Source organism: Streptomyces sp. NPDC003042 (assembly GCF_053591315.1).
The window spans coordinates 1-26,457 of sequence record NZ_JBSFTP010000077.1; the positions used below are offsets into that span (position 1 = coordinate 1).

Annotated in this window: 23 protein-coding genes and 5 tRNA genes; 10 read left to right on the forward strand and 18 right to left on the reverse strand. The window is 70.5% G+C overall.

Annotated features, from left to right (window positions below; genetic code table 11):
• The first annotated feature begins 311 nt into the window (after positions 1-311).
• From ACWDYJ_RS28995 to ACWDYJ_RS29005, 3 genes are read left to right on the forward strand one after another with little or no spacing between them, the layout of a single operon-like run.
• Entirely contained in the window at positions 312-404 is a 93-nt protein-coding gene (locus tag ACWDYJ_RS28995) for an LPXTG cell wall anchor domain-containing protein (RefSeq protein WP_451568548.1), read from the forward strand.
• Positions 397-975, forward strand: coding sequence for an RNA polymerase sigma factor (locus tag ACWDYJ_RS29000; protein ID WP_451568549.1), 579 nt, complete (start codon positions 397-399; stop codon positions 973-975). The genes ACWDYJ_RS28995 and ACWDYJ_RS29000 overlap by 8 nt, the downstream gene beginning before the upstream one ends.
• The gene (locus tag ACWDYJ_RS29005) at positions 947-1,246 is read left to right on the forward strand and encodes a hypothetical protein (protein ID WP_451568550.1); all 300 of its coding nucleotides are present in this window, start codon (positions 947-949) and stop codon (positions 1,244-1,246) included. Before ACWDYJ_RS29000 ends, ACWDYJ_RS29005 begins: the two co-directional genes overlap by 29 nt.
• Before the next feature lie 25 nt (positions 1,247-1,271).
• Here the strand turns inward: ACWDYJ_RS29005 and ACWDYJ_RS29010 are convergent, their stop codons facing one another.
• The 6 genes from ACWDYJ_RS29010 to ACWDYJ_RS29035 form a co-directional block, all read right to left on the reverse strand.
• Positions 1,272-1,658: a VOC family protein gene (locus tag ACWDYJ_RS29010; protein ID WP_451568551.1), complete on the reverse strand. Its 387-nt coding sequence runs from the start codon at positions 1,656-1,658 to the stop codon at positions 1,272-1,274.
• Between the two features lie 292 nt (positions 1,659-1,950).
• Positions 1,951-2,023 (reverse strand) — tRNA-Lys (locus ACWDYJ_RS29015).
• Positions 2,024-2,206: 183 nt separating this feature from the next.
• Positions 2,207-4,618 carry a DEAD/DEAH box helicase gene (locus ACWDYJ_RS29020; RefSeq protein ID WP_451568552.1) on the reverse strand — a complete coding sequence of 804 codons (2,412 nt, stop codon included), beginning with the start codon at positions 4,616-4,618 and terminating at the stop codon, positions 2,207-2,209.
• Between the two features lie 987 nt (positions 4,619-5,605).
• Positions 5,606-5,980 (reverse strand): fluoride efflux transporter FluC, encoded by a 375-nt coding sequence (locus ACWDYJ_RS29025; protein WP_451568553.1) that lies wholly within the window; start codon positions 5,978-5,980, stop codon positions 5,606-5,608.
• On the reverse strand, positions 5,977-6,444 hold the full coding sequence (locus ACWDYJ_RS29030; protein WP_451568554.1) for a FluC/FEX family fluoride channel: 468 nt from the start codon (positions 6,442-6,444) through the stop codon (positions 5,977-5,979). The genes ACWDYJ_RS29025 and ACWDYJ_RS29030 overlap by 4 nt, the downstream gene beginning before the upstream one ends.
• Positions 6,441-6,791 (reverse strand): metallopeptidase family protein, encoded by a 351-nt coding sequence (locus tag ACWDYJ_RS29035; RefSeq protein ID WP_451568555.1) that lies wholly within the window; start codon positions 6,789-6,791, stop codon positions 6,441-6,443. The genes ACWDYJ_RS29030 and ACWDYJ_RS29035 overlap by 4 nt, the downstream gene beginning before the upstream one ends.
• 104 nt (positions 6,792-6,895) lie before the next feature.
• Between ACWDYJ_RS29035 and ACWDYJ_RS29040 the strand changes: the two genes are divergently transcribed.
• The 3 genes from ACWDYJ_RS29040 (at position 6,896) to ACWDYJ_RS29050 (ending at position 7,177) form a co-directional block, all read left to right on the forward strand.
• Positions 6,896-6,968, forward strand: a tRNA-Glu gene (locus ACWDYJ_RS29040).
• A 39-nt stretch (positions 6,969-7,007) separates the two neighbouring features.
• Positions 7,008-7,081: transfer RNA gene (locus ACWDYJ_RS29045), tRNA-Asp, on the forward strand.
• A gap of 22 nt (positions 7,082-7,103) precedes the next feature.
• Positions 7,104-7,177: transfer RNA gene (locus tag ACWDYJ_RS29050), tRNA-Phe, on the forward strand.
• A gap of 40 nt (positions 7,178-7,217) precedes the next feature.
• Here the strand turns inward: ACWDYJ_RS29050 and ACWDYJ_RS29055 are convergent.
• Genes ACWDYJ_RS29055 through ACWDYJ_RS29065 form a run of 3 tightly spaced genes read right to left on the reverse strand, consistent with a single transcriptional unit; the run spans position 7,218 to position 9,253 of the window.
• The gene (locus ACWDYJ_RS29055) at positions 7,218-8,054 is read right to left on the reverse strand and encodes a cytochrome c biogenesis CcdA family protein (protein WP_451568556.1); all 837 of its coding nucleotides are present in this window, start codon (positions 8,052-8,054) and stop codon (positions 7,218-7,220) included.
• Positions 8,051-8,782, reverse strand: coding sequence for a DsbA family protein (locus ACWDYJ_RS29060; protein WP_451568557.1), 732 nt, complete (start codon positions 8,780-8,782; stop codon positions 8,051-8,053). The genes ACWDYJ_RS29055 and ACWDYJ_RS29060 overlap by 4 nt, the downstream gene beginning before the upstream one ends.
• A gap of 57 nt (positions 8,783-8,839) precedes the next feature.
• Entirely contained in the window at positions 8,840-9,253 is a 414-nt protein-coding gene (locus ACWDYJ_RS29065; protein WP_451568558.1) for a hypothetical protein, read from the reverse strand.
• 108 nt (positions 9,254-9,361) lie between these two features.
• On the opposite strand from ACWDYJ_RS29065, the gene hrpA reads away from it, so the two are divergent.
• Together hrpA and ACWDYJ_RS29075 are read left to right on the forward strand one after the other, a co-directional pair.
• Entirely contained in the window at positions 9,362-13,285 is a 3,924-nt protein-coding gene (gene hrpA, locus ACWDYJ_RS29070) for an ATP-dependent RNA helicase HrpA (RefSeq protein ID WP_451568559.1), read from the forward strand.
• Positions 13,286-13,355: 70 nt separating this feature from the next.
• Positions 13,356-13,429, forward strand: a tRNA-Asp gene (locus tag ACWDYJ_RS29075).
• Between the two features lie 602 nt (positions 13,430-14,031).
• Here the strand turns inward: ACWDYJ_RS29075 and bldC are convergent.
• Together bldC and ACWDYJ_RS29085 are read right to left on the reverse strand one after the other, a co-directional pair.
• Positions 14,032-14,238 carry a developmental transcriptional regulator BldC gene (bldC, locus tag ACWDYJ_RS29080; RefSeq protein ID WP_003949541.1) on the reverse strand — a complete coding sequence of 69 codons (207 nt, stop codon included), beginning with the start codon at positions 14,236-14,238 and terminating at the stop codon, positions 14,032-14,034.
• A gap of 557 nt (positions 14,239-14,795) precedes the next feature.
• The gene (locus tag ACWDYJ_RS29085; RefSeq protein ID WP_451568560.1) at positions 14,796-15,650 is read right to left on the reverse strand and encodes a hypothetical protein; all 855 of its coding nucleotides are present in this window, start codon (positions 15,648-15,650) and stop codon (positions 14,796-14,798) included.
• 149 nt (positions 15,651-15,799) lie between these two features.
• Between ACWDYJ_RS29085 and ACWDYJ_RS29090 the strand changes: the two genes are divergently transcribed.
• Together ACWDYJ_RS29090 and ACWDYJ_RS29095 are read left to right on the forward strand one after the other, a co-directional pair.
• Complete coding sequence (locus tag ACWDYJ_RS29090) at positions 15,800-16,924, forward strand: Leu/Phe/Val dehydrogenase (protein WP_451568561.1); 1,125 nt, start codon at positions 15,800-15,802, stop codon at positions 16,922-16,924.
• Positions 16,925-17,200: 276 nt separating this feature from the next.
• Positions 17,201-17,467, forward strand: a complete 267-nt coding sequence (locus ACWDYJ_RS29095) for a DUF3073 domain-containing protein (RefSeq protein ID WP_451568562.1) — start codon at positions 17,201-17,203, stop codon at positions 17,465-17,467.
• Between the two features lie 88 nt (positions 17,468-17,555).
• Here the strand turns inward: ACWDYJ_RS29095 and purM are convergent, their stop codons facing one another.
• The 7 genes from purM to purQ all read right to left on the reverse strand — a co-directional run bounded on the left by purM (position 17,556) and on the right by purQ (position 26,457).
• Complete coding sequence (gene purM / locus ACWDYJ_RS29100) at positions 17,556-18,641, reverse strand: phosphoribosylformylglycinamidine cyclo-ligase (protein ID WP_451568563.1); 1,086 nt, start codon at positions 18,639-18,641, stop codon at positions 17,556-17,558.
• Positions 18,642-18,785: 144 nt separating this feature from the next.
• Entirely contained in the window at positions 18,786-20,303 is a 1,518-nt protein-coding gene (gene purF / locus ACWDYJ_RS29105; protein WP_451568564.1) for an amidophosphoribosyltransferase, read from the reverse strand.
• A 218-nt stretch (positions 20,304-20,521) separates the two neighbouring features.
• The gene (locus ACWDYJ_RS29110; RefSeq protein WP_451568565.1) at positions 20,522-21,316 is read right to left on the reverse strand and encodes an META domain-containing protein; all 795 of its coding nucleotides are present in this window, start codon (positions 21,314-21,316) and stop codon (positions 20,522-20,524) included.
• A 36-nt stretch (positions 21,317-21,352) separates the two neighbouring features.
• Positions 21,353-22,144: a sterol carrier family protein gene (locus ACWDYJ_RS29115; protein ID WP_451568566.1), complete on the reverse strand. Its 792-nt coding sequence runs from the start codon at positions 22,142-22,144 to the stop codon at positions 21,353-21,355.
• A 9-nt stretch (positions 22,145-22,153) separates the two neighbouring features.
• The gene (locus ACWDYJ_RS29120) at positions 22,154-23,404 is read right to left on the reverse strand and encodes a hypothetical protein (protein WP_451568567.1); all 1,251 of its coding nucleotides are present in this window, start codon (positions 23,402-23,404) and stop codon (positions 22,154-22,156) included.
• Between the two features lie 123 nt (positions 23,405-23,527).
• Positions 23,528-25,777 carry a phosphoribosylformylglycinamidine synthase subunit PurL gene (gene purL / locus ACWDYJ_RS29125; protein ID WP_451568568.1) on the reverse strand — a complete coding sequence of 750 codons (2,250 nt, stop codon included), beginning with the start codon at positions 25,775-25,777 and terminating at the stop codon, positions 23,528-23,530.
• A complete protein-coding gene (gene purQ, locus ACWDYJ_RS29130) occupies positions 25,774-26,457 on the reverse strand; it encodes a phosphoribosylformylglycinamidine synthase subunit PurQ (protein WP_451568569.1) in 684 nt (227 codons plus the stop codon). Before purQ ends, purL begins: the two co-directional genes overlap by 4 nt.

The window sequence follows — 26,457 nt, forward strand, 5'->3', positions numbered from 1 at the left end:
GCGTCCTCATACTGGGCGTATTCGGGCGCTCCGACAACGCGGCGAGGCGCCGTAGCTGTCGTCGTGCGCCCGCCGGGGATTACGGGACAGCCCTTGGGCCGGGCCCCCTGGCGCGGCGGGGGCTACGACGTCGGGCACGACCCGTACGAGGCGAAGCACGGCATCGAGGCAACGGCGGAGCCCTGCCCCTGTCCCGCAGCGGATGTCGCACGGCGCGATCAACTTTTCCGTGCGCCCGCCGAATCCTTTCGGCGGGTCCGCGCCTCCTGTACATGTGCCGACAAACGTCGGACGTGGATCAGGAGGTCTTCGTGATCACAGGTATCGCCATCGCCGCCGGAGCAGTGCTGCTCTGCACGTGCGGCTACTTCGCCATGCGCAAGCGAAAGCAAGCCCGTGGCTGACTCGTCCTGGCCCGGTGAACAGCTGATCGTCGCCGCCCAGCGCGGCGACGTCGATTCGATCACCGCGTTGGTGTCGGGTTCGCACCCGAACGTGCGGCGGTTCGCCCGCTCGCTCTGCGCCACTCCCGAGGATGCCGAGGACGCGGCACAGGAAGCCCTGATCATCCTCTATCGCAAGATCGGGATGCTACGGGCGTCCGGCGCGCTGGCGTCGTGGATGTTCCGCATCGTCCGCAACGAGTGCCTGCGGCGGGCGCGGACGATGCGGGTCCACGCCCCCCTGCCGGATACCGCCGTGCGCTCGGCCGAGGAAGTGGTTCTGCAGCGCCTGGAGGCGGGCAGGGTCGCGGCCACCATCGCCGCTCTGCCGGCCGAGCAGCGCCGCGTGCTGATCATGCGGGACATCCAGGGCTACAGCGGACGAATGGTCGCCGAGGCGCTCGGCCTCAGTACGGCCGCGATGAAATCACGTCTGCACCGGGCCCGCACCGCGGTTCAGCAGTCCCTCCGTGCCACACCCGAACCGGCGTCTGGAGATGCCCATGACGACAACCAAAGGCGACGGCCCTGACTTCGCGAGTTCGTCCCTGCCCCGCCACCTGGTCCGGGGCGTGATCGGCTTCGGCGGTCTGATCGGCTCGGTCGCGTTCATCCCGATGGCCGGCCCGGTCAGCCTGCTGCTCCTGCCGGTCGGCCTACTGGCACTGCGCGGCTGCCCGATGTGCTGGACCGTCGGCCTGATACAGACCATCTCGCGGGGCCGCCTGCAGCGCACCTGCGAGGACGGCCGGTGCAAGCTGACCGCCGCGGATCGTGCCACCTCGGCCGACTTGGCGGCATGATCACGCCTGCCTGCCGACCGGGACCTTATTCGCTGTGCACGATCTGGATCAGGTTGCCGCAGGTGTCGTCCAACACCGCAGTGGTGACCGGGCCCATCTCCAGCGGCTCCTGGGTGAAGTGCACCCCGAGCTCGCGCAGCCGGTCGAACTCCGCCCGCACGTCGTCCACGGCGAAGGAGGTGGCCGGGATGCCGTCCTGGACCAGCGCCGTCTTGTACGGCCGCACCGCGGGATGGCCGGAGGGCTCGAGCAGCAGTTCGGTCCCGTCGGGGTCCTCCGGCGAGACGACGGTCAGCCACCGGTCCTCGCCCAGCGGGACGTCGTGCTTCTTCACGAAGCCCAGTACGTCGGTGTAGAAGCGCAGGGCCTTGTCCTGGTCATCGACGAATACGCTGGAAAGGTGGATCTTCACGGGGGCTCTCCGGTGCATCGGGCCTGAGCCATCGGGTCACGATGCGCTCAGGGGGGCGGTGTTCAGGTCCTGGAACGTTCAGACAGCCGGAACCAGTGGAACACGCTGAGCAATGCCCGGGTCGCTCCGCACAGGTGTACCGCCTCCCGCGGGCACCGTGGCTCCATCCCGGAGCGTCCCCGCTCACGCATCGCCCACGCACGGGCCCGAAACGACTGAGCGCCCCATCTGGCCGAAACCGGATGGGGCGCTCAGCGCCAGGTCAGAGGGGCTAGCCCCCGCCCGCGAGCCGTAGGCCATGTCGGACTCGAACCGACAACCAACGGATTAAAAGTCCGCTGCTCTGCCAATTGAGCTAATGGCCCTCGATGCGCTCACCCCAGAGCATAGCCGGAGAGGGGCGTCTGGCCGATCGGGTATCGCCGGGTGTGGCCCCGGCGGTTTCCCGCCATCCGCCGTACGAGGGCGAGACGGGCCGGAAATGGGCTCGGCCCCCACCGCACCGGAGTGCTGTGGGGGCCGAGTCCGCGTCAGATGAGGCTCAGGCGTCAGCCGTTGCGCTTCCAGCGGGGCTTGTCGTCACGACGGCCGCCGAAGGAACCGGTCGAGCCGGTCGAGCCGGTGGAGCCGGACGGACGGTTGTCGTCGCGACGGCCGTAGGGGCGGTCGCCGGCGCCGCTGGGGCGGAAGCTGCTGGACGGACGGTCGTCGCGGCGGAAGCCGCCACGGTCGCCACCGCGGTCGTCACGGTTGAAGCCACCGGTCGGACGGTCGTCACGACGGAAGCCACCACCGGTCGGACGGTCGCCACCGGAGCGGAACCCACCACCGGTCGGACGGTCACCACCGGAGCGGAACCCACCACCGGTCGGACGGTCGTCGCGGCGGAAGCCACCACGGTCGCCACCACGGTCGTCACGGTTGAAGCCACCGGTCGGACGGTCGTCACGACGGAAGCCACCACCGGTCGGACGGTCGCCACCGGAGCGGAAGCCACCACCGGTCGGACGGTCGCCACCGGAGCGGAACCCACCACCGGTCGGACGGTCACCACCGGAACGGAACCCACCCGACGGACGGTCGTCGCGGCGGAAGCCACCACGGTCGCCACCACGGTCGTCACGGTTGAAGCCACCGGTCGGACGGTCGTCACGACGGAAGCCACCACCGGTCGGACGGTCGCCACCCGAACGGAAGCCACCGGACGGACGGTCGTCGCGGCGGAAGCCACCACGGTCGCCACCACGATCGCCACCGCGGTCACCGCGGTCGCCACCACGGTCGTCACGGCGGTTGTCGCGACGCTCGAAATTGCCGCGGTCGTCGCGGCGCTCGAACGTGCGCTCCTGGACGACCGGCTCGACCACGGCCGCGACAGCAGCCGCGACCTCGGCCTCGGCGGCCTCGACGACCTCGGCGACCGCGGCCTGCGGGTCCTCGCCCCGCTCACGGGCGGAACGGGCGACGAGGCGGTCGGCCTCCTCGCGCAGCTCCGCGGCGCGGCGGGTCAGGCGCTCCAGCTGCTTGGTGAGGTCGGCGACCTCACGCTCGGCCTGCTTGGCGGCGTTGTTCGCGGAGTCGGCCTGGACCTCGGTCAGCGAACGCGCACCGGTGATCTCGGCGACCTCCGGGTCGAAGGCGCCGACGCCCTGGACGATGTGGCGCGTGGCGTCGACGCCCGCGTCCTCCATCAGGCGGAAGATCTGGCGGCGCTGGTGCGGGAGCGCCAGCGAGACGACGACACCGGACTTGCCGGCGCGGGCGGTACGGCCCGAGCGGTGCAGGTAGTCCTTGTGGTCGCCGGCCGGGTCCACGTTCAGGACCAGGTCGATGCCGTCGACGTGGATGCCGCGGGCGGCGACGTCGGTGGCGACGAGCGCGTTGACGTAACCGTCCTTGAAGTCGGCGAGGACGCGGGTACGGGCGCCCTGCGTCATGCCGCCGTGCAGCGCGTCGGCCTTCACGCCGGACTCGATGAGCTGCTCGGCGATGCGGTCGGCGCCCAGCTGGGTGCGGACGAAGATGATCGTGCGGCCCTTGCGGGCGGCGATGGCGGCCGTGACCGGCGCCTTGTCCTTCGGCTTCACGACGAGCACGTGGTGCGTCATGGTCGTGACGTTGCCCTGCGCGCTGTCGACCTCGTGCGTGACGGGGTTGGTCAGGTAGCGCTTGACCAGGGTGCCGATCTCGTTCTCCATGGTGGCGGAGAAGAGCATGCGCTGGCCGCCGCCGGGGATCTGGTCGAGCAGCTCGGTGACCTCGGGCAGGAAGCCCAGGTCGGCCATCTGGTCGGCCTCGTCGAGGACCGCGACCTGGACGTTCGCCAGGGAGCAGGCACCGCGGTTGATGATGTCGCGCAGACGGCCCGGGGTGGCGACGAGGACGTCGACACCGCGCTCCAGAGCGAAGATCTGGTTGCTCATGGACGTACCGCCGCAGACGACCTTCATCTTCAGGCCGAGCACGTCGCCGTAGGGCTGGAGAGCGTCCGCGACCTGCATCGCGAGCTCACGCGTCGGCGTCAGGATGATCGCGCGGGGCTTCTTCTTCTCGGTGTGACCGCCGGCCAGCGAGGCCAGGGTCGGCAGACCGAAGGAGAGCGTCTTGCCGGAGCCGGTACGGCCACGGCCGAGGATGTCCTTGCCGGCCAGGGCGTCCGGGATGGTCGCGGCCTGGATCGGGAAGGGGGAGGTGACACCGTTCTGCGCGAGCTTGCGCACGATGCCGTCCGGCAGACCGAGGTCGCTGAAGGTCATCGTGGGCTCGGCGTCAGCGTCGGCGTCAGCGGCGTCGGAGTCCGTGGAGTCGTCGGTGGTCACCTCGGCCTCAAGGGCCTCGATGATCTCCTCCGCCTCGATGGCCTCCATGGCCTCGGTGACCGCGAGGGTCTGAGCGTCGACGATCTCGTCGTTCGAGTCGTTCTCGGGCATGACGGTGCGGTCAGAACTGGAAATGGACATGCGAAATGCGAAACCTTCCGGAGTCTCGGCACGCGCCCAAACTCCGTGAATCGCAAATCGACCGCCTCAATGCGGTCAGCCACGGCTAGGGAGAGTACGCGCCACACGGCGCTCTTCGGAGTCGGCGCCGGGCAATGGGATCAAACGATCTATAACCATACGCACCCTCCCCGGGGTCTGGCAAGTCGGTCGGCATAAAAGCCTGTGACCTGCGACGATTCCTCGGGGCTGGCCGGCGTGGGGGTGACGTCACCCCCCGCAGATCTACGAGGAGCCGTCCTGACCGGAGCCCGCCCCGGACGGCTCCGGCGTCGGCGGGGGCGTTGTGGGGTCTGTCACAGGAGGCTCCGACGGCTCCACGACGGGCGGGGTGCTCGAACCCCCGGATCCACCCGTGCCCGAGCCGCCGCCGGAACCCGAACCGGAGCCGGATCCCGATCCCGACCCCGAGCCGGACCCCGAGCCACCCGCTCCCGACCCCCCGGCCCCCGAACCGCCGGCGCCCGACCCCCCGGCCCCCGTACCGCCCCCGGACGGCTCCTGCGGCCCCTGTCCGCCCGCGCCGCCACCCGGGCCGGCCGCCGAGGGCGTGGGAACCCCCGGCCGGCCGGCGGGCGCACCCGGGCTGGGCGAGGCCCCGGTCGCGCCGGAGGCCTTGCCGGGCTCCGCGGCCTTGCCGTCGCCCTGGTTCCCCGTACCGTTCTTCACGCCGTGCCCGTTGCCGTGGACCCCGGAGCCCTTCCCGGAAACGGATCCCCCACCCGCCCCGGCGGTGTCCTTGCCGCCCACCGAAGCGGCGGGTCCGGGCTTCGCGGCGTCGTCGCCGACACTCATGCAGCCCGCCGTCGCAGCGACCGCCAGCGCGGACACGGCGACTCTCAGGGAAGCGGACAACTGGCGCACGGGGCACCTCCGGAACACGGCGGCGGGGTCCGCGATGAGCGGGTCAATGTGCCCAACTCCCTTTACCCCGTAAGAGACACGCCCTCAGCCGAACAGCTGCCGGGTCACCTGCGACCCCAGGTGCACGGCACCCAGCCCGACCAGCACGGACGCCAGGACGTTCGCCACCGCGAGGAATTTCCAGCCGCGTTCGGCCAGCCGCAGCGTCTCGTACGAGAAGGTCGAGTACGTGCTCAGCGCCCCGCACAGGCCCGTCCCGAGCAGCGCGCCCAGCCGCGAGGAGCCCGCCCCGGCCAGCATCACGCCGGTGACCGCCCCCAGCAGCAGACACGCGGCGGCGTTCACCACGAACGTCCCCCACGGGAAGACGGAGTCGTGCCGGGCCTGGACCGCGCGGTCGGTCAGGTACCGCAGCGGCGCCCCGACGGCCGCGCCGACCACCACGAGCAGCCAGTTCACCGGCCGACCACCCGCCGGGTCACCGAGGCCGCCGCCCACACCGCGCCCACCGCCGCCACCACCGTGAGCCCGGCGTACGCCAGCGCGGTCCCCGCCTCCCCCTCGTCCAGGAGCCGCGAGAAGTCGACCGCGTACGTGGAGAAGGTGGTGAAGCCGCCGAGTACCCCGGCCCCGATGAAGGGCCGCACCAGCGGATGCGGCGCCGTCCGCCCGCCCTCGCTGATCAGCACCATCAGTACGCCGATCAGCGCGCAGCCCGCGGCATTGATCCACAAGGTCGCCCAGGGAAAGGCCCCGGGCCCGGCGGGCCACAGCAGCGCCACCCCGTACCGCGCCGAGGCCCCCACCGCCCCGCCCGCGGCCACCGCGGCGAGCACCCGGCCCTGCGGCTCGGTCCGCTGGGCGGGGACGTGGAGATCGACGTCGGGGTCGATCGCCTCGGCCCCCGGGACCGGCCGGGTCACCCGTAGCCCAGCGCGTGCAGCCGCTCGTCGTCGATCCCGAAGTGATGGGCGATCTCGTGCACCACCGTCACCTCCGTCTCGACGATCACGCTCTCCCGGTCGTCGCACATCCGCAATGTGGGGTTCCGGTAGATCGTGATGCGGTCCGGCAGCACCCCGGCGTACCACTCGCCGCGCTCCGTGAGCGGGGTGCCCTCGTACAGGCCGAGCAGCTCGGGGTCGTCGGTCGGCGGCTCGTCCTCGACGAACACCGCCACGTTGTCCATCAGCCGCGTCAGCTCCGGCGGGATCCGGTCCAGGGCCTCTGCGACGAGCTCTTCGAACTCCTCGCGCGTCATCTCCAGCACCGGGCCATTGTCGCTCCGGGGGAAACCGTTTTGGCGATAGCTCCCCGGATCCCATATGCTTCTCACGTCCCCGACGCGCTGCAAAGCGCCCCGGCGGGCCTTTAGCCCTCATCGTCTAGTGGCCCAGGACGCCGCCCTTTCAAGGCGGTAGCACGGGTTCGAATCCCGTTGGGGGTACGCATCAACGTGTGCGAGACTTGTTCTCGCACGCTGCATGGTCCTGTGGAGCAGTTGGTTAGCTCGCCACCCTGTCAAGGTGGAGGTCGCGGGTTCGAGTCCCGTCAGGATCGCTGAAGTCGGAAACGGCTTCGTGGCTGGGTAGCTCAGTTGGTACGAGCGATCGCCTGAAAAGCGATAGGTCGCCGGTTCGACCCCGGCCCCAGCCACAGTCAAGAAGGCCCCGTCCATCGGACGGGGCCTTCTGCGTTACTCCGCCGCCTCCGCCGCCCGGACCCGGCGGCGCCACTGGACCAGGCCCACGGCCGACGCGCCCACGGCGACCAGCCCCAGCAGCGCCCAGTCCGGCACCGCGTCCGCGAACGTCCGCACCCGCTCCTCCACCGCGAACGAGTCGTCCACGTCCAGCAGCCCGGGGAGGGCGCTCGCCCCGTCGTACGCCAGGAACAGCGCGCCCAGGGTGATGAAGAAGAGCCCGGACAGCAGCGAGGTGGTGTGCAGCTCGAAGCGGCCCGTTCGCAGGGCCCGGCCGCGCAGCCAGCGCCGCCGGCCCAGGTCGAAGCGCTCCCAGAGCAGGGCCAGCACGAACAGCGGTACGGCCATGCCGAGCGCGTACACCGCCAGCAGCAGGCCGCCGTAGAGCGGGCTGCCGCTGACGGCCGCCACGGTCAGGACGCTGCCCAGGATCGGGCCGGCGCAGAATCCGGCCAGCCCGTAGACCGCGCCGAGCGCGTACACCGACAGGGCGGTGGTCGGGCGGATCTTTCCCGACAGCTCGGAGATCCGCTTCGGGGCGAAGCCGAGGCCGAGGATCTGGGCCAGTCCGAGCGCGATGATCAGCCAGCCGCCGGCCAGCACCAGCGCGTCGCGGTTGCCGTGGAAGAAGCGGCCCGCGTACGAGCCCGCCGCGCCCAACGGTACGAGGGTGCTCGCGAGGCCCGCGTAGAAGATGCCGGTGCGTGCGAGGAGCCGCGAGGTGGAGTCGATCGAATAGGCGAAGAAGGCGGGCAGCAGCAGTGCGCTGCACGGGCTTAGCAGGGCGAGGAGGCCGCCGAGCAGGGCGGCCAGGTATCCGATGTCCGTCACTTCGCCGCCGCCGCCTTGGCCTGGGCGACGGCCGTCGTGAAGGCGCCGATCGGCTGGGCTCCGGCGATCGGCCTGCCGTTGACCAGGAACGACGGGGTGGAGGTGACGCCGATGCGGTAGCCCTCCTCCTGGTCGGCGCGCACCGCGGCGGCGGCCCGCTCGCCGGCCATGTCCCGCTGGAAGCGCTCCAGGTCGGGGACCCCGGCCTGGCGGGCCAGCTCCAGGAGGCGTGCTGCGCCGAAGCCCTGCTCCTTGGCGCCCTCGGCGTACGCGGCCGCGTGGAAGGAAGGGAAGCGGTCCTGTTGCCCGGCGGCCCAGGCGGCCTTGGCGGCGGCCTCGGAGTCGGCGCCGAAGATCGGGAAGTTGCGCCACTCGATGCGCAGGGTGCCGTCCTCGACGTACTTCTCGACCAGTGCGGGCTCAGTGTCGCGGGCGAACTTGCCGCAGTAGCCGCACTTGAAGTCGGAGTACTCGATCAGTACGACGGGCGCGTCGGCGCGGCCCACGGCGAGCTTGTCGCCGGGCACGCGGCGGGCGAGCGCCTTGAGCGCCGCCAGGGGGTCGGTGCCCTGCTCGGCGCCGGGCGCGGCGGACGACGTCGAGGTGGCCCGGCGGGGCTCGTCCACGAGGGCGGTGGCCTGCCAGGAGACGACGGCGAGGGTGAGCGCGGCTGCCGCGACCCCGACGGAGATCAGCAGGGGCTTGCGGGAAGAAGCGGGGGAGGGCATACGGGTGCTCCAGAGGTGCGGGTGGTGAGACGGGACCGGCGGAATCGACCGGTCCGTCTAGACCCGCATCACGGACAGCTCCACCGGTCCGGGCGCCGGCTGGTCCGGCCCGCGTACGAGGATCCGTACGCGGGCCGGGCCGTGCGGCGGCGCCCCCTCGGGCACCGGCCGTGCCACCGGGACCTGAGCGTGGTCCGTCCCGGCGCGCGGGGGGACAGCGGGCGGCTGCCCGTGACGGGGTGTGCCAGGGGCGCAGGAGGGACCCGGGCGACCCGGGCCGTCGGCGTGGACGGCATGGACGGCATGGACGGCATGGACGGCCGAAGCCACCGCGGACGCGTCGCGGACGGGGTGCCCGCCGGACCCCGGTCCGGCCCACCCGCCGGCACAGAGCACGACCAGGCAGGACACCACCAGTACGGCGGCGCCGGCCAGCAGACACCGCACACCGTGGCGCGAGCTGCTGGGCATACGTGGGGCCTCTCACACGGCGTACGGGGGACTCGTCCCGAAATGGTACGGGGAGGGGCACAAATGCGTTCGCCACTCGCGGGGCGCAGGTGAGATCCTCGACCAGGTATGTCTACTTCCTTCGCCGCCCTGCAGACGCTTCTCGGTGAGATCTCCCTCCGCGACGCGCACCGCCTCGGCCGCCGCCTCGAAGGCGCCCGCCGCATCCGCAAGCCCGAGGCCCAGCAGGCCGTGCTCGACGAGATCGCCGCGGAGGCCGAGAAGGCCGCCACGCGACTGGCCGGCCGCGCCTCGCGCATGCCGGAGGTCACCTATCCCGAGAACCTGCCCGTCAGCCAGAAGAAGGACGAGATCGCCGAGGCGATACGCGACCACCAGGTCGTGATCGTCGCGGGCGAGACCGGCTCCGGCAAGACCACGCAGATCCCCAAGATCTGCATGGAGCTGGGCCGTGGCGTCCGGGGCATGATCGGACACACCCAGCCCCGCCGGATCGCTGCCCGCACCGTCGCGGAGCGGATCGCCGAGGAGCTGAAGTCCGAGATCGGCCAGACAGTCGGCTGGAAGGTCCGCTTCACCGACCAGGTGAACCAGGACGCGACCTTCGTGAAGCTGATGACGGACGGCATCCTGCTCGCCGAGATCCAGACGGACCGCGAGCTGCTCGCCTACGACACGATCATCATCGACGAGGCCCACGAGCGGTCCCTGAACATCGACTTCCTGCTGGGCTATCTCGCCACGCTGCTGCCCAAGCGGCCGGACCTCAAGGTCGTCATCACCTCGGCGACGATCGATCCGCAGCGGTTCTCCCGGCACTTCGGGGACGCGCCGGTCGTCGAGGTCAGCGGTCGTACGTACCCGGTCGAGGTCCGCTACCGGCCGCTCCTCGAAGAAGAGGGGGACGACAGCGACCGCGACCAGATCACCGCGATCTGCGAGGCCGTGGACGAGCTCCAGGGCGAGGCTCCGGGCGACGTGCTGGTCTTCCTCTCCGGCGAGCGCGAGATCCGCGACACGGCGGACGCGCTGAACAAGAGGAACCTGCGCCACACCGAGGTCCTGCCCCTCTACGCGCGCCTCTCGCACGCCGAGCAGCACCGGGTCTTCCAGCAACACACGGGGAGGAGGATCGTCCTCGCGACGAACGTCGCCGAGACCTCCCTCACCGTCCCCGGCATCAAGTACGTGATCGACCCGGGCACCGCCCGGATCTCCCGCTACAGCCACCGCACGAAGGTCCAGCGCCTGCCGATCGAGCGGGTCTCGCAGGCCAGCGCCAACCAGCGCAAGGGCCGCTGCGGCCGTACCAGCGACGGCATCTGCATCCGGCTGTACTCCGAGGACGACTTCCTCTCCCGCCCGGAGTTCACGGACGCCGAGATCCTGCGCACGAACCTGGCCTCCGTCATCCTCCAGATGACCGCGGCCGGCCTCGGTGAGATCGAGAAGTTCCCCTTCATCGACCCGCCGGACCACCGCAACATCCGCGACGGCGTCCAGCTGCTCCAGGAGCTCGGCGCGCTCGACCCGTCCGAGAAGGATCCGAAGAAGCGGCTCACGCCGATGGGCCGGCAGCTCTCCCAGCTCCCCGTCGACCCGCGCCTCGCCCGCATGGTCATCGAGGCCGACAAGAACAACTGCGTGCGCGAGGTCATGGTCATCGCGTCGGCCCTGTCCATCCAGGACCCGCGCGAGCGCCCGTCGGACAAGCAGACCCAGGCCGACCAGAACCACGCCCGCTTCAAGGACGAGACCAGCGACTTCCTGGCGTACCTGAACCTGTGGCGCTACGTCCGCGAGCAGCAGAAGGAGCGCGGCTCGTCCTCCTTCCGCCGGATGTGCAAGCAGGAGTACCTGAACTTCCTGCGGATCCGCGAGTGGCAGGACATCTACTCGCAGCTGCGTACGGTCGCCAAGACCATGGGTATCCACGTCAACGAGGCCGATGCTCCCGAGCAGGTGATCCACGTCTCGCTGCTGGCCGGTCTGCTCTCGCACATCGGCCTGAAGGACACCGACAAGAACGAGTACCTGGGCGCCCGCGGCGCCAAGTTCGCGATCTTCCCCGGTTCGGCGCTGTTCAAGAAGCAGCCGAAGTTCCTGATGTCGGCGGAGCTGGTGGAGACCTCGCGGCTGTGGGCCCGGGTCAACGCCAAGGTGGAGCCCGAGTGGGTGGAGCCGCTGGCCCAGCACCTGATCAAGCGCACCTACAGCGAGCCGCACTGGGAGAAGGACCAGGCCGCGGTGATGGCGTACGAGAAGGTCACGCTGTACGGCGTACCGATCGTCGCCCAGCGGAAGATCAACTACGGGCGGATCGACGCCGAGGTCTCGCGCGAGCTGTTCATCCGCAACGCGCTGGTCGAGGGCGACTGGCGGACCCACCACAAGTTCTACGCCGACAACCGCAAGCTCCTGACCGAGGTCGAGGAGCTGGAGAACCGGGCCCGGCGCCGGGACATCGTCGTGGACGACGAGACGCTCTTCGACTTCTACGACCAGCGGATCCCCGAGCACGTGGTCTCCGGGGCGCACTTCGACTCCTGGTGGAAGCACAAGAAGCGCGAGGAGCCCGAACTCCTCGACTTCGAACGGGAGATGCTGCTCACCGAGAAGGCGGCCGGGGTCACCAAGGCCGACTACCCGGACACCTGGCGGCAGGGGCAGCTGAAGTTCCGGGTGACCTACCAGTTCGAGCCGGGCGCGGATGCGGACGGCGTGACCGTGCACATCCCGCTCCAGGTGCTGAACCAGGTCACCGACGAGGGCTTCGACTGGCAGATCCCGGGCCTGCGGGAGGAGGTCGTCACCGAGCTGATCCGCTCGCTGCCGAAGCCGATCCGCCGGCACTACGTGCCCGCGCCGAACTTCGCGGGCCGCTTCCTGGACACGGTCGTGCCTCTGCGGGAACCGCTGCCTGTGGCGCTCGCCCGTGAGCTGCACCGGATGGTCGGGGTGCCGGTCTCCGCGGACGACTTCGACCTGTCCCGGATCCCGGACCACCTGAAGATCACCTTCCGGATCGTCGACGAGCGCCGCAAGAACCTCGGCGAGGACAAGGACCTGGAGGCTCTGCGGCTCGCGCTCAAGCCCAAGGCCCGCCAGGCCCTCTCACAGGCCGCGGCCGCCACCGCCGAGCGCGCGGGCGGGGAGTCCCTGGAGCGGACGGGGCTGACCGACTGGACGATCGGCACGCTGACCAAGGTCTTCGAGACCCGGCGCGCGGGCCAGCCGGTGAAGGCCTACCCGGCGCTGGTGGACGCGGGGACGAGCGTCTCCGTACGGCTCTTCGACACCGAGGCCGAGCAGCAGCGGGCGATGTGGCTCGGCACCCGGCGGCTGATCCTGCTGAACATCCCGGTGAACCCGGCGAAGTTCGCCTCGGACAAGCTCACCAACCAGCAGAAGCTGGCCCTCTCGCGCAATCCGCACGGCTCCATCCAGGCGCTGTTCGAAGACTGCGCGACGGCGGCGGCGGACAAGCTGATCGCCGACCACGGCGGCCCGGCCTGGGACGAGGCGGGCTTCCGCAAGCTCTACGACGCCGTACGGGCCGACCTGGTGGACGCGACCGTACGGACCGTCGCCCAGGTGCAGCAGGTGCTGGCCGCCTGGCAGGCGTGCGAGCGGCGGCTGAAGACGACCAGCAGCCTCGCGCTCATGGCCAACGTCCAGGACGTCAAGACGCAGTTGGCGGCCCTCATGCCGGCCGGCTTCGTGACGCTCACCGGCCTGCGCCGGCTGCCGGACCTGATGCGCTACCTCGTGGCGATCGACCGCCGCCTCCAGCAGATGCCGACGGGCGTCCAGCGCGACACCACGCGCATGGAGAAGGTCCACGAGATGCGGGACGAGTACCTGTGGCTGCTGGAGCAGCTGCCGAAGGGCCGGCCGGTGCCGGAGGCGGTGACGGAGATCCGCTGGATGATCGAGGAGCTGCGGGTCAGCTACTTCGCCCACGCGCTCGGGACGGCGTATCCGATCTCCGACAAGCGGATCGTGAAAGCGGTGGACGCCCTCGCCCCGTGATCGGGTTCGACCGCACCCCCTGAGCTGCTGTACAGTCTGATTCGCAGCCAGGTGATCGGCCGCGATTCGAGGACCTGTGGAGCAGTTGGTTAGCTCGCCACCCTGTCAAGGTGGAGGTCGCGGGTTCAAGTCCCGTCAGGTTCGCAGAAACGTCAGGGCCCGTATTCCGCAAGGGATACGGGCCCTGACGCGTTTCCGGGTACGGACGCGGGCTCGGGCGGCGGCCCCGAATGCGGCGGATACCCCCCGCGATCATCGTCAGGCCGCACAGCGCCCCTGAAGGCCCTCCAGGCGGCCTCGGCGGACCCCTCGGGCCCCAGAGTCCCCGCGCGTCCCCCCGGTCCCTCCAGCGGCGGTCGGGAGCCCCGGGCCGCACACGGCGCTCGCGCGGCAAATATCCCCCATCCGCATGAGGCGCTCTGCGACGGACATCCCCTTACGGGTGCATTGCCCGATGTACAAGAGTGATCAGCTGTGACGGGAGTCACCGCACGAGTTTTTGAGACTCGTTCGTTTATCGCACGCCTACGCCTGCTCGATTTAATATGTGCAATTGCACCCACCACGCCGGCCGTCACTCGGTGACGCGGTACGGGCATAAAAAAAGATCGCGCTGGACCCGGCGGAGTCCAGCGCGATCGAACGGCGTGAACCTGTTGGGGCAGGTTCAGCCGTTTGAAGCCTGTGGGTTTCAGCGGATTGGGGGACCCGAGAAAGACCCGTTAAAGCGGTAGTGCTGCGGGACCTCAGGCCTCGCTGCGCTGCTGCGGAATTCCCGCGAGCAGTGCGCGAACCTCGGCCTCGCGATAACGGCGGTGTCCACCCAGGGTGCGGATGGACGTGAGCTTGCCAGCCTTGGCCCAGCGGGTGACCGTCTTCGGGTCCACGCGGAACATCGTGGCAACCTCAGCCGGGGTCAGCAGCGGCTCGGCATCAGGGGTGCGAGCGGTCATGAGCGGCCTCCTCGGGAGAACCGAACCATCTCGGTTCTTTCCTCTAAATTCTGCACCTTGGCCCACGTTGCCCGAAATGGACACACGCAGGCCGAGTCGGTTATAGGACGAACGGCTTGTCCTCGGCACTACAACTACACCATCCGTCCAGCCTCGACGGCCAAACCGATGGAATTGCCCTCCGAGGTGTTCATCAGCGGCGGAAGCCGATGGACCGTCCCATAACGGACAGTCACCCCACTGTGACAACCAGTCACAGAGCGATCAGGAGCCGTCAGACCCCCCATAGCGTGCAATACCGAGCATTCCGCACTTAGTTGGGCGGAAGGAACACTCCCCGGACTCCTTGTCCTATTTTGGCACGAGGGTAGGGGAAGGGCGCAAGGGTGTGGTTAGTGCGGTCCGTCACGCTTGGGTCAATGGCCCGTATCGGGACGTAGGTCCTGGAAGTAAGACCCTAATGTGGTGATCAAGCCCCTGATCTGCGTCTTGTGACCGATGGGACGATACAACCGATACGGGCGGTCTCCCGCGAGCCGCCCGGAGCCCGACCGTACCTAATTCGCGAACAGTCTCTCCCGGACCGCCCGCCAGCGCTGCGCCAGCTCCCCGTGCGCCTCGGAGGCGCCCTCGTGGTCCCCGGCCCGCAGCGCCGCGATCCCCGCCGCCAGGTCCCGGGCCGAGTGGTCGCGCGCGAGGGCGTCGGCGGGCAGCGCGTGCAGCAGCCCGCCGTAGTCCAGTTCGACCATGGACCGGGGGTGGAACTCCTCCAGCCAGCCGCCGACCTCCATCAGCCCCTCAGCCAGCAGCTCATAGCCCTCCGCCCCGCGCAAGGTCCGCAGCCCCCGCGCGAGCCGCCGCCGGGCCTGCACCATCGGCGTCCGGTAGCGCAGCCGTTCGCCCGGCAGGTACTCCCGCTCCTCGTCGGCCACCAGCACGAACCAGCGCAGCGGCACCTGCCACACCCCGGTACGGATCCACGGGCGCGCGTCCGGGTTCCGCTCGCGCCAGGCGTCGTACTCCTCGGCCGCCCGGCGGCGGGCCACCGCCGACAGCGCCGCGTCCAGCACGGGCAACGGGAAGGACTCCACCAGCTCCTGGAGCGCCAGCCAGCCGCGCAGCCTGGTCCGCCACGGGCAGAGCAGCAGCACCCCGTCGACCTCGGCGGTGAAGGCGTCCGCGCTCTCCTGCGCCGGGATCCCGACCACCGGGACCCGTACCAAGTCGGAGAGGGACCGGCGCAGTTCGTCCTGCGCGGTCGGGATCACCCCGCGCCGGGCGTACTCGGCCCAGTGCGTGCGTTCCGGCTCCGGGAAGGCGGCCAGTGGCTCGTAGATCCGCAGATAGGAGGCGTACGGGACGACCGGGACGGGGCGCGCGGCAGGCGGCCGGAGGTCGGGGGATTCGCTCACGCTCTCGTACTCCCCGTTTTGGGCGCCCGGAACACGGGAGTGTTCCGATCCCCGGACAGGCGGTCCCCGCGCGCCCCGGAGGTCTTACCCTGCTCCCAGGGCGCCCTCCCCCACCCGCAGGGCGGGCGTCTTCCCGCCGCATCTCTTCCATGGGAGTCACCACCGTGACCGAAATGACCGACGGCGTCCTGCACACCCTGTTCCGCACGGAACAGGGCGGCCACGAGCAAGTCGTGCTGTGCCAGGACCGAGCGTCAGGCCTGAAGGCCGTCATCGCCATCCACTCCACCGCCCTGGGCCCCGCCCTCGGCGGTACGCGCTTCCACGCGTACGCCTCGGACGAGGAAGCCGTCCTCGACGCGCTGAACCTCTCGCGCGGCATGTCGTACAAGAACGCCCTCGCCGGTCTCGACCTCGGCGGCGGCAAGGCCGTGATCATCGGCGACCCGGACGTCTTGAAGAGCGAGGAACTGCTGCTGGCCTACGGCCGGTTCGTGGAATCCCTCGGCGGCCGCTACGTGACCGCGTGCGACGTCGGCACCTACGTGGCGGACATGGACGTCGTCGCCCGCGAGACCCGCTGGGCCACCGGCCGCTCGCCCGAGAACGGCGGCGCCGGCGACTCCTCGGTGCTCACCGCGTACGGCGTCTTCCAGGGCATGCGCGCGAGCGCCCAGCACCTGTGGGGCGACCCGACCCTGCGCGGCCGCAAGGTCGCCGTCGCCGGTGTCGGCAAGGTCGGCCACCACCTGGTGGAGCACCTGCTGGATGACGGCGCCGAGGTCGTGATCACGGACGTCCGCGCGGAATCCGTGCGGGCCGTCCTCGACCGGCACCCGGGCGGCCGCGTCAGCGCGGTCGCCGACACCGAGGCGCTGATCCGCACGCCGGGCCTGGACATCTACGCCCCGTGCGCGCTCGGTGGCGCGCTGAGCGACAGCTCCGTCCCGGTGCTGACCGCCAAGGTCGTGTGCGGCGCGGCGAACAACCAGCTCGCGCACCCGGGTGTGGAGAAGGACCTCGCGGACCGCGGGATCCTCTACGCCCCCGACTACGTGGTCAACGCGGGCGGGGTCATCCAGGTCGCCGACGAGCTCCACGGCTTCGACTTCGACCGGTGCAAGGCCAAGGCGTCGAAGATCTTCGACACCACCCTCGCCATATTCGCACGTGCGAAGGCGGACGGTATCCCGCCGGCCGCGGCGGCCGACCGGATCGCCGAGCAGCGGATGGCCGACGCGCTCGCCGCCCGCGCCGCCGCCCGTACGGCCTAGCCGTTCCGGGACCCGCCGGGGCGCAGCGAGACGGAACTCACTGTGCTTCGGCGGGTCGCTCGTCAGGAAAGGGCTAAAATCGCAGCTGACCAGCGAGTACGGGGTGTCCCGCTGGTTCTGCACCGGGGCGCGTCATGCGGGCGGCGTACCGTATGGCCGCGGAAGCAGGTACCGTTGAACCCCTACGGACGGTCTCTCCACGGAGAGCCCGCTCCGAACCATGAACGCGTGTCAGACTCTGGGGCCGTCGAGCCCCGTCACCGAGGGGGTCGAGCCATGGGGCGCGGCCGGGCCAAGGCCAAGCAGACAAAGGTCGCCCGCCAGCTGAAGTACAACAGCGGCGGGACTGACCTCTCGCGTCTGGCCAATGAGCTGGGCGCATCGCCGACAGAGCCGCTGCCTATCAGCGCGCCGGTCGAAGTCGATGACGATCTGGATGACGACGACGACCCGTACGCCAAGTACGCGGATCTCTACAACAGCGATGACGACGAGGACGAGGACGAAGAGTCCGGTCCCTCGGCGCACCGTCGCGGGGCTTGACGCAGCCAGCGTCCCGCACCAGGCGTCTGCCAGGCGAACATACGAAACCCGGTCCAGGGCAAGGCCCCGGACCGGGTTTTCGTGCTGCTCAGCTCCCGTAGGAACCGGTGAGGGTCGCGCCCTCGGTGTGGTCGCCGCGGTCGAGACCGCGTCGATCCTCAATGGCACCGGCGACCCAGGCGTCGACGCCCCGGTCGGCCAGGGCGGTCAGGGCCACGTCCACCGACTCCTGCGGGACGACGGCCATCATGCCGACGCCCATGTTCAGGGTCTTCTCCAGCTCCAGCTGCTCCACCCGGCCGGCCTTGCCGACCAGGTCGAAGATCGCGCCGGGGGCCCAGGTCGTACGGTCGACCGTGGCGTGCAGGTGGTCCGGGATCACCCTGGCGAGGTTGGCCGCGAGGCCGCCGCCCGTGATGTGCGAGAACGCGTGGACCTCGGCCGTACGGGTGAGGGCCAGGCAGTCCAGCGAGTAGATCTTGGTCGGCTCCAGCAGTTCCTCGCCGAGGGTCCGGCCGAGTTCCTCCACGTGCTGGTCCAGGGACATCCCGGCCCGGTCGAAGAGGACGTGCCGCACGAGCGAGTACCCGTTCGAGTGAAGGCCGGAGGAGGCCATCGCGATGACGGCGTCACCCGTACGGATGCGATCGGCGCCCAGCAGTTGGTCGTACTCGACGACGCCGGTGCCCGCGCCCGCCACGTCGAAGTCGTCCGGACCCAGCAGACCCGGGTGCTCGGCCGTCTCGCCGCCCACCAGGGCGCAGCCGGCGAGGACGCAGCCTTCGGCGATGCCCTTGACGATGGCCGCGACACGCTCGGGGTGGACCTTGCCGACGCAGATGTAGTCGGTCATGAAGAGCGGCTCGGCGCCGCAGACGACGATGTCGTCCATGACCATCGCGACCAGGTCGTGGCCGATCGTGTCGTACACGCCCAGCTGGCGGGCGATGTCCACCTTGGTGCCGACCCCGTCGGTGGCGGAGGCCAGCAGGGGGCGCTCGTAGCGCTTGAGGGCGGAGGCGTCGAAGAGGCCGGCGAAGCCGCCGAGGCCGCCGAGGACCTCGGGGCGCTGCGTCTTCTTCACCCACTCCTTCATCAGCTCGACGGCGCGGTCGCCCGCTTCGATGTCCACACCCGCGGCTGCGTAGCTGGCACCGGTGGTCTTCTCTGTCATGACAGGAGAGAGCTTTCGTGTCGTTACTGCGGTTGGTGCGGGGCCCTGGGAGAAGCTTGAAAGACAGGGCCCGGCGCAGGTTGAACCGTTGAGCCGCTGAACCGTTGAACGGCTGAACGGCTGAGCCGCCCCGCCGGGCCCGGACTACGGGCGACGGAGCGCGTCGGCGGCGTCCGTGCCGCCCGCGAGCTCGGTCTCCAGCAGCTGCTTGCCCAGGAGCTGCGGGTCGGGCAGATCCATCGGGTACTCGCCGTCGAAGCAGGCACGGCAGAGGTTGGGCTTCTGGATGGTGGTCGCCTCGACCATCGCGTCGAGCGAGATGTACGAGAGCGAGTCCGCGCCCAGCGAGGTGGCGATCTCGTCGACCGACATGCCGTTGGCGATCAGCTCGGCGCGGGTGGCGAAGTCGATGCCGAAGAAGCACGGCCACTTCACCGGAGGGGAGGAGATCCGGATGTGGACCTCCGCCGCGCCGGCCTCGCGGAGCATCTTGACCAGGGCCCGCTGGGTGTTGCCGCGGACGATCGAGTCGTCGACGACCACCAGGCGCTTGCCCCGGATGACTTCCTTGAGGGGATTGAGCTTCAGACGGATGCCGAGCTGGCGGATCGTCTGCGAGGGCTGGATGAAGGTCCGGCCGACGTAGGCGTTCTTGACCAGGCCCACGCCGTACGGGATTCCGCTGGCTTCCGCGTATCCGACGGCGGCGGGGGTGCCGGACTCCGGCGTCGCTATGACGAGGTCGGCGTCGACCGGGGCTTCCTTGGCGAGGCGCCGGCCCATCTCGACACGCGAGAGGTAGACGTTGCGGCCGGCGATGTCGGTGTCCGGGCGCGCCAGGTAGACGTACTCGAAGATGCAGCCCTTGGGCTTCGCTTCCGCGAAGCGCGAGGTGCGCAGGCCGTTCTCGTCGATCGCGATGAGCTCGCCCGGCTCGACCTCGCGGACGAAGCTGGCGCCGCAGATGTCGAGGGCGGCGGTCTCACTCGCGACCACCCAGCCGCGCTCCAGGCGGCCGAGGACCAGCGGGCGGATGCCCTGCGGGTCACGGGCCGTGTAGAGGGTCCCCTCGTCCATGAAGACGAGCGAGAAGGCGCCCTTGACCTTGGGGAGGACCTTGGCGGCCGACTCCTCGATGGTCAGGGGCTTGCCGTCGTCGTCGGTCTGGCCGGCCAGCAGGGCGGTGACCAGATCGGTGTCGTTGGTGGCTGCGACCTGGGTGGCGCGGCCGTCCTGACGGGGGAGGTCGGCGACCATCTCGGCAAGCTCGGCGGTGTTCACCAGGTTGCCGTTGTGACCCAGGGCAATGGAGCCGTGGGCGGTCGCACGGAATGTGGGCTGGGCGTTCTCCCAGACGGAGGCTCCGGTGGTCGAGTAGCGGGCGTGACCGACCGCGATATGACCCTGGAGCGAGCCGAGAGAGGTTTCGTCGAAGACTTGGGAAACGAGGCCCATGTCCTTGAAGACGAGGATCTGGGAACCGTTGCTCACAGCGATTCCCGCGGACTCTTGTCCGCGGTGCTGCAGCGCATACAGTCCGAAGTAGGTGAGCTTGGCGACCTCTTCACCCGGAGCCCAGACACCGAAGACGCCGCAAGCGTCCTGGGGGCCTTTCTCTCCGGGGAGCAGGTCGTGGTTGAGTCGTCCATCACCACGAGGCACGCTTCCGAGTGTAGGCGAGATCGACCACTGGTCCGAATTGGGGACCCCCGGGAAATGTCACAGCACAGAGGGTGACCGGGCGCCCCTTTTTCGGTACGTGACTTCGTTGTCGGAATCTACGAATGCATGCCGCGTACGGTTGCGCGGCGGCGGGCCTGTCGAAGGCCCCGGGCCGCTGAGGCCACGCCGTGAAGACCCCTGTGTCTTCATACAAGAGGTCACTCCGTGGCGGAGGCCGCCACGGCGCCCAGACCCTTGCCGTCGGGCGCCGTGAAGGTCAGGTTCCGGCCCTGGATCTTCCAGGTGAGCGGGCCGCTTCCGAACAGGTCCGTGACCGTCCGTTCGACCTCGCCCGCCGCGCCCTCGCAGGCGATCCGGGTGGTGGTGAGCGGCCCGAAGGAGACGGTGGGGCCGTCGACGGTGGCGCGGGCGCTGAAGCGGTTGCAGCCGAGGGTGCCGCTCGCGGAGCCGTCGGGGGCGAGGGTGAACCGGGCCCGGCCGGCCACCTCGGTCGGTACGGAGGACACGCTCTCGCCGCTGATCAGCGAGTCGACGGTCCACACGGTCACGGTGAGCGGGGCGTCCGGGACGGGCTGCTTCGTCGTCATCGCGATGGTGCTCCCGTCGGCGGTCTTCAGGGTCAGCCGGTCAGGGCCCCGGTCGATGGTGAGCCGGCCCTGGAAGAGCTTGGCGAACGCCGTCTCGAAGTCGGTGTTCTCGCAGGCCATGGTGGTGGTGGCGCCGGGCGTGACCGTCAGGGCCGAGGCGCCGTGCCGGGTGACCTCGGCCGTGAAGCCGTTGCAGCCGTAGTTGCCCTTCGCCGCGTCGTGCGTGAAGTCGACGTAAGCCGCCTCGGGCGCGTGCAGGGTCCGGCCGTCGCTGGTCAGGGACTGGACGGCCCACACGCCCACCGCGTCGGGGACCGAGCCGCTCCCGCTGTCCGCGGCCCTGCCGCAGCCGACGAGGGCGAGGAGGACGGCCAGGCCGGTCGTGAAGTGCCTGAGGGTACGCATGACCGTGGGACGGAGCAGGCGCCCGGGCGGTTCCGCTCAGCCCATCAGCGGCAGCAGCGCGGACAGGTCGGCGCGCTCGCCGCTGGCCCGGACCCGCGCCGCGTCCAGGGCCTCGGCCCAGCCGGTGCGGCCCGTCGCGAGCCGCACCCAGGTGAGCGGGTCGGTCTCCACCACGTTGGGCGGGGTGCCGCGGGTGTGGCGGGGGCCCTCGATGCACTGGACCACGGCGAAGGGCGGGATCCGTACCTCGACCGAGCCGCCGGGCGCCTTGAGCGCGAGGGCGTCGGCGAGCAGCCGGGTGCAGGCGGCGAGTGCCTGGCGCTCGACGGGGATGTCGAGTCCGGTGGCCCGGTTGAGGTCGTCGGTGTGCACGACCAGTTCGACGGTCCGGGTGACCATGAAGTCGGCGAGGGTCATGTCCCCCACCCACAGGTCCAGCACGCGCTGCCCCGGGTTGGCCGCCAGAGCCCGGTCCATCCGGACCGCAGCCTGCTCGAACAGCTCGGACAGCGGCGCCCCGCCGAGGCTCTCCCTGGCGGCTTCGGAGATCTTCCCGGCGAGGGAGGCGGTGGCGAAGGGCCACTCGACGGCGGTCAGTTCGGCGATGGCGGCGGGCGGCCGGGCGAGGCCGCCGGCCAGCGAGTCCGCGATCCACGCGATGTGCGCGCCCAGCTCGGCGACGGTCCAGTCCCCGACCCCGCTGGGCCGCGCCAGCTGCTCGGGGCCCAACTCCGCGACGGCGCGGGCGACATGCCCGAACTGCGCGGTGACCGCCGCGCGGATCTTCACGGGGTCGTAGGTACGCGGCTTCTTCCTGGCGGGCGGCATGGCCCGACCCTACTGGGCCGGGGGCAGCACGGGGTCCGTGCAACCGCGTCGCCCGGCGGTCTCCGTGACGTACGTCTTGAACACCGCGTCGGCGCCGGCGCCGAGGACGTACCGGTAGGAGTTCGAGACGGTCATGGTGAAGGTGGCCGGCCGGCCCTGGCAGGTTGCCGAACCGTAGAGGACGTGGCCGATCCTCCCGGCTCTGCCGGTGGGGACGGGCTCCGGAACTCGGGCGGCCTTCACGGCGACGACCGCCGCGTCGTCACCGAAGTACGCGTCGGTCCGTACCCACCAGGGCGCCACCCGCAGTACGTCGTCCAGGTCCAGGTACCCGCGGTCCTCCTTCGCCAGCTGGGGAAAGATCCGCTTGGTCCCCTCCGCACCCACCGCGAGCAGGCAGCTCTCTTGCCGGGCGGCTCCTCCAAAGGGGGCCCCGACGGCCCGGTCGGGCAGCCTGCCCTGGTCCGTTGCGCGCAGGTGGGCGGCGTACCAGCCGCAGGTGTCCGCGCGTCCGGCGACCGGACCGAGATCGACGGCGGGCGCGGGCAGTTCGGCGGGGAGTTCAGGGAGCCGGGTGCGGCAGCCGTACTTCTCGGCCGCGCCCACGGCGGCCTGGCGGGCGAGACGGGCCAGTGCCTTGCGGTCGCCTGCCTCGTCCCGGGTGCTCGGGGAGGAGGCGATCACGACGAGGCTGGTCGCCCCGAACGGGATCGGCTGGTCACACCGCGCCGTGACGGTCACGTCGTCGGGCCCGTAGTCGCCCAGCCCGCCGTCCCCGAGCGGAGCGCGGACGGGGTATCTGGTCCGCGCGGTGAGATCGCGCTCCTCGCTACGGTCCGGGTAGCCGAAGTACGCCTCCCCTGGGCCTACCAGGTGCGGGTCCCGCTGCCGTGGCAGCCCTTTAAGCCTCAGGCTGAACTGGCTGACCTTCACGTCGCGGCCCTTGCGCTCCTCCAGCCGGCTCAGGACACAGGCGTCCGGGACGGTCTCGAAGTCGACCGTGCTCGGGTTCTCGCCGCCGAGAACCACCCGGTCCGTGCCGCCGTCCAGGCCCATGACCGTGTCCGGGTCCACCAGGCCGGCGCACGCCTTGGCGATCAGGGCGCGGCTCGCCTTGCGGTCCTGGTGCGACTCGTAGGAGCCGTGGAGGGCCCAGCCGCCCAACACCACGCCCCCCACACCGGCGATGCACAGCAGCAAATTGACCGCATTGCGCCATCGGCCCCGGTCCGGCAGTAGTCCGCCCGCAGAAGGCCTCATCGGTTCGAACATCACCAACCCCCCGATCTTGCAACTGCGATGGTGCCGACGGTACCAAGCGCCTCCGACAACGCCGAGGCCCCGCCCACACCGTGGACGGGGCCTCGTGGAGCCGTGGCGGGATCAGGCCAGGAGGGCCGGGATCGTGGCCTCGTGGGCCTCGCGGAGTTCGGTCAGGGGGAGGGTGAACTCGCCCTGGATCTCGATCTCCTCGCCGTCCACCACGCCGATGCGGGCGGCCGGCAGGCCCCGTGCGCCGCACATGTCGGTGAAGCGGAGCTCCTCGCTGCGCGGGACGGCCACGATGGCCCGGCCCGCGGACTCGGAGAACAGGAAGGTGAAGGCGTCCAGGCCCTCGGGTACGACGATCCGCGCGCCGTTGCCGCCGCGCAGGCAGGATTCGGTGAGCGCCTGGATGACGCCGCCGTCGGACAGGTCGTGCGCGGCGTCGATCATGCCGTCGCGCGAGGCGGAGATCAGGATCTCGCCGAGCAGCTTCTCGCGGCCCAGGTCCACCTTGGGCGGCATGCCGCCGAGGTGGTCGTGGACGACCTGGGACCAGGCCGAGCCGCCGAACTCCTCGGCCGTGTCGCCCAGCAGGTACAGCAGCTGGCCGGCCTCCGCGAACGCCATCGGCGTACGGCGGTTGACGTCGTCGATCACGCCGAGCACGGCCACGACCGGGGTCGGGTGGATCGCGATGTCGCCGGTCTGGTTGTAGAGCGAGACGTTGCCGCCGGTGACCGGGGTGCCCAGTTCCAGGCAGCCGTCCGCCAGACCACGGCAGGCCTCGGCGAACTGCCACATGACGTCCGGGTCCTCGGGGGAGCCGAAGTTCAGGCAGTCGGAGATGGCCAGCGGCTTGGCGCCGGTCGCGGAGACGTTGCGGTAGGCCTCGGCCAGCGCGAGCTGCGCGCCCGTGTACGGGTCGAGCTTGGCGAAGCGGCCGTTGCCGTCGGTGGCCATGGCGACGCCGAGGTTGGACTCCTCGTCGATCCGGACCATGCCCGCGTCCTCGGGCTGCGACAGGACGGTGTTGCCCTGCACGAAGCGGTCGTACTGGTCGGTGATCCAGGCCTTCGAGGCCTGGTTCGGGGAGGAGACCAGCGCGAGGACCTGCGCCCGGAGTTCCTCGGAGGTCGCGGGCCGCGGGAGCGCGTTCGCGTCGTCCGCCTGGAGCGCGTCCTGCCAGGACGGGCGGGCGTACGGACGGTGGTAGACGGGGCCCTCGTGGGCGACGGTGCCCGGCGGGACGTCGACGATCTGCGAGCCGTGCCAGAAGATCTCCAGGCGCTCGCCGTCGGTCACCTCACCGATGACGGTGGCGATGACGTCCCACTTCTCGCAGATCTCCATGAAGCGGTCGACGTGACGAGGCTCGACGATCGCGCACATGCGCTCCTGCGACTCGCTCATGAGGATTTCCTCGGGCGAGAGCGTCGCGTCGCGCAGCGGGACGGTGTCCAGCTCGACGCGCATGCCGCCGGAGCCGGCGGAGGCCAGCTCGCTCGTGGCGCAGGAGAGCCCGGCGCCGCCGAGGTCCTGGATGCCGGCGACCAGCTTCTCCTTGAAGATCTCCAGGGTGCACTCGATGAGGAGCTTCTCCTGGAAGGGGTCGCCGACCTGGACGGCGGGGCGCTTGGTGGGCTTCGTGTCGTCGAAGGTCTCGGACGCGAGGACCGAGACGCCGCCGATGCCGTCGCCGCCCGTGCGGGCGCCGTAGAGGATGACCTTGTTGCCGGGGCCGGAGGCCTTGGCGAGGTGGATGTCCTCGTGCTTCATCACGCCGATGCAGCCGGCGTTGACGAGCGGGTTGCCCTGGTAGCAGGAGTCGAAGACGACCTCGCCGCCGATGTTCGGCAGGCCCAGGCAGTTGCCGTAGCCGCCGATGCCCGCGACGACGCCGGGCAGGACGCGCCGGGTGTCGGGGTGGTCGGCCGCGCCGAAGCGCAGCGGGTCCACGACGGCGACCGGGCGGGCGCCCATGGCGAGGATGTCGCGGACGATGCCGCCGATGCCGGTGGCCGCGCCCTGGTAGGGCTCGATGTACGAGGGGTGGTTGTGCGACTCCACCTTGAAGGTGACCGCGTAGCCCTGGCCGACGTCGACGACGCCGGCGTTCTCGCCGATGCCGACGAGCATGGCGTCGCTCGCGGGCTTCTTCTCGCTGAACTGGGCGAGGTGGACCTTGCTGCTCTTGTACGAGCAGTGCTCGGACCACATGACCGAGTACATGGCGAGCTCGGCGCCCGTGGGGCGGCGGCCCAGGATCTCCCGGATGCGCGCGTACTCGTCCTCCTTGAGGCCGAGCTCCTTCCAGGGCTGGTCCGCGTCCGGGGTGTCGGTGGCGTGCTTGACGGTGTCCAGAGTCATGATGCGCTGACCAGCTTCTTCAGGATCGAGGTGAAGAATCCGAGGCCGTCGGTGCGGCCCGTCCCGATCAGCGGCTCGACCGCGTGCTCGGGGTGCGGCATGAGGCCGACGACGTTGCCCGCGGCGTTGGTGATGCCGGCGATGTCGCGGAGCGAACCGTTCGGGTTGCCGCCGAGGTAGCGGAAGGCCACTCGGCCTTCGGCCTCCAGTGCGTCGAGCGTGCGCTCGTCGGCGGTGTAGCGGCCGTCCATGTTCTTGAGCGGGACGGAGATCTCCTGGCCGGCGGTGTAGTCGCCGGTCCACGCGGTCTGCGCGTTCTCCACCCGCAGCTTCTGCTCGCGGCAGATGAAGTGCAGGTCGGTGTTGCGGAGCATCGCCCCCGGCAGCAGGTGGGCCTCGGTGAGGACCTGGAAGCCGTTGCAGATGCCGAGGACGGGCATGCCGGCCTTGGCCTGCTCGATGATGGTCTCCATCACCGGCGAGAAGCGGGAGATGGCTCCGGCGCGCAGGTAGTCCCCGTAGGAGAAGCCGCCCGCGAGGACGACCGCGTCGACCTGGTGCAGGTCCTTGTCGCGGTGCCAGAGCGAGACGGGCTCGGCTCCCGCGAGGCGGATGGCGCGCAGCGAGTCACGGTCGTCGAGCGTTCCGGGGAACGTGACGACTCCGATGCGTGTGGTCAC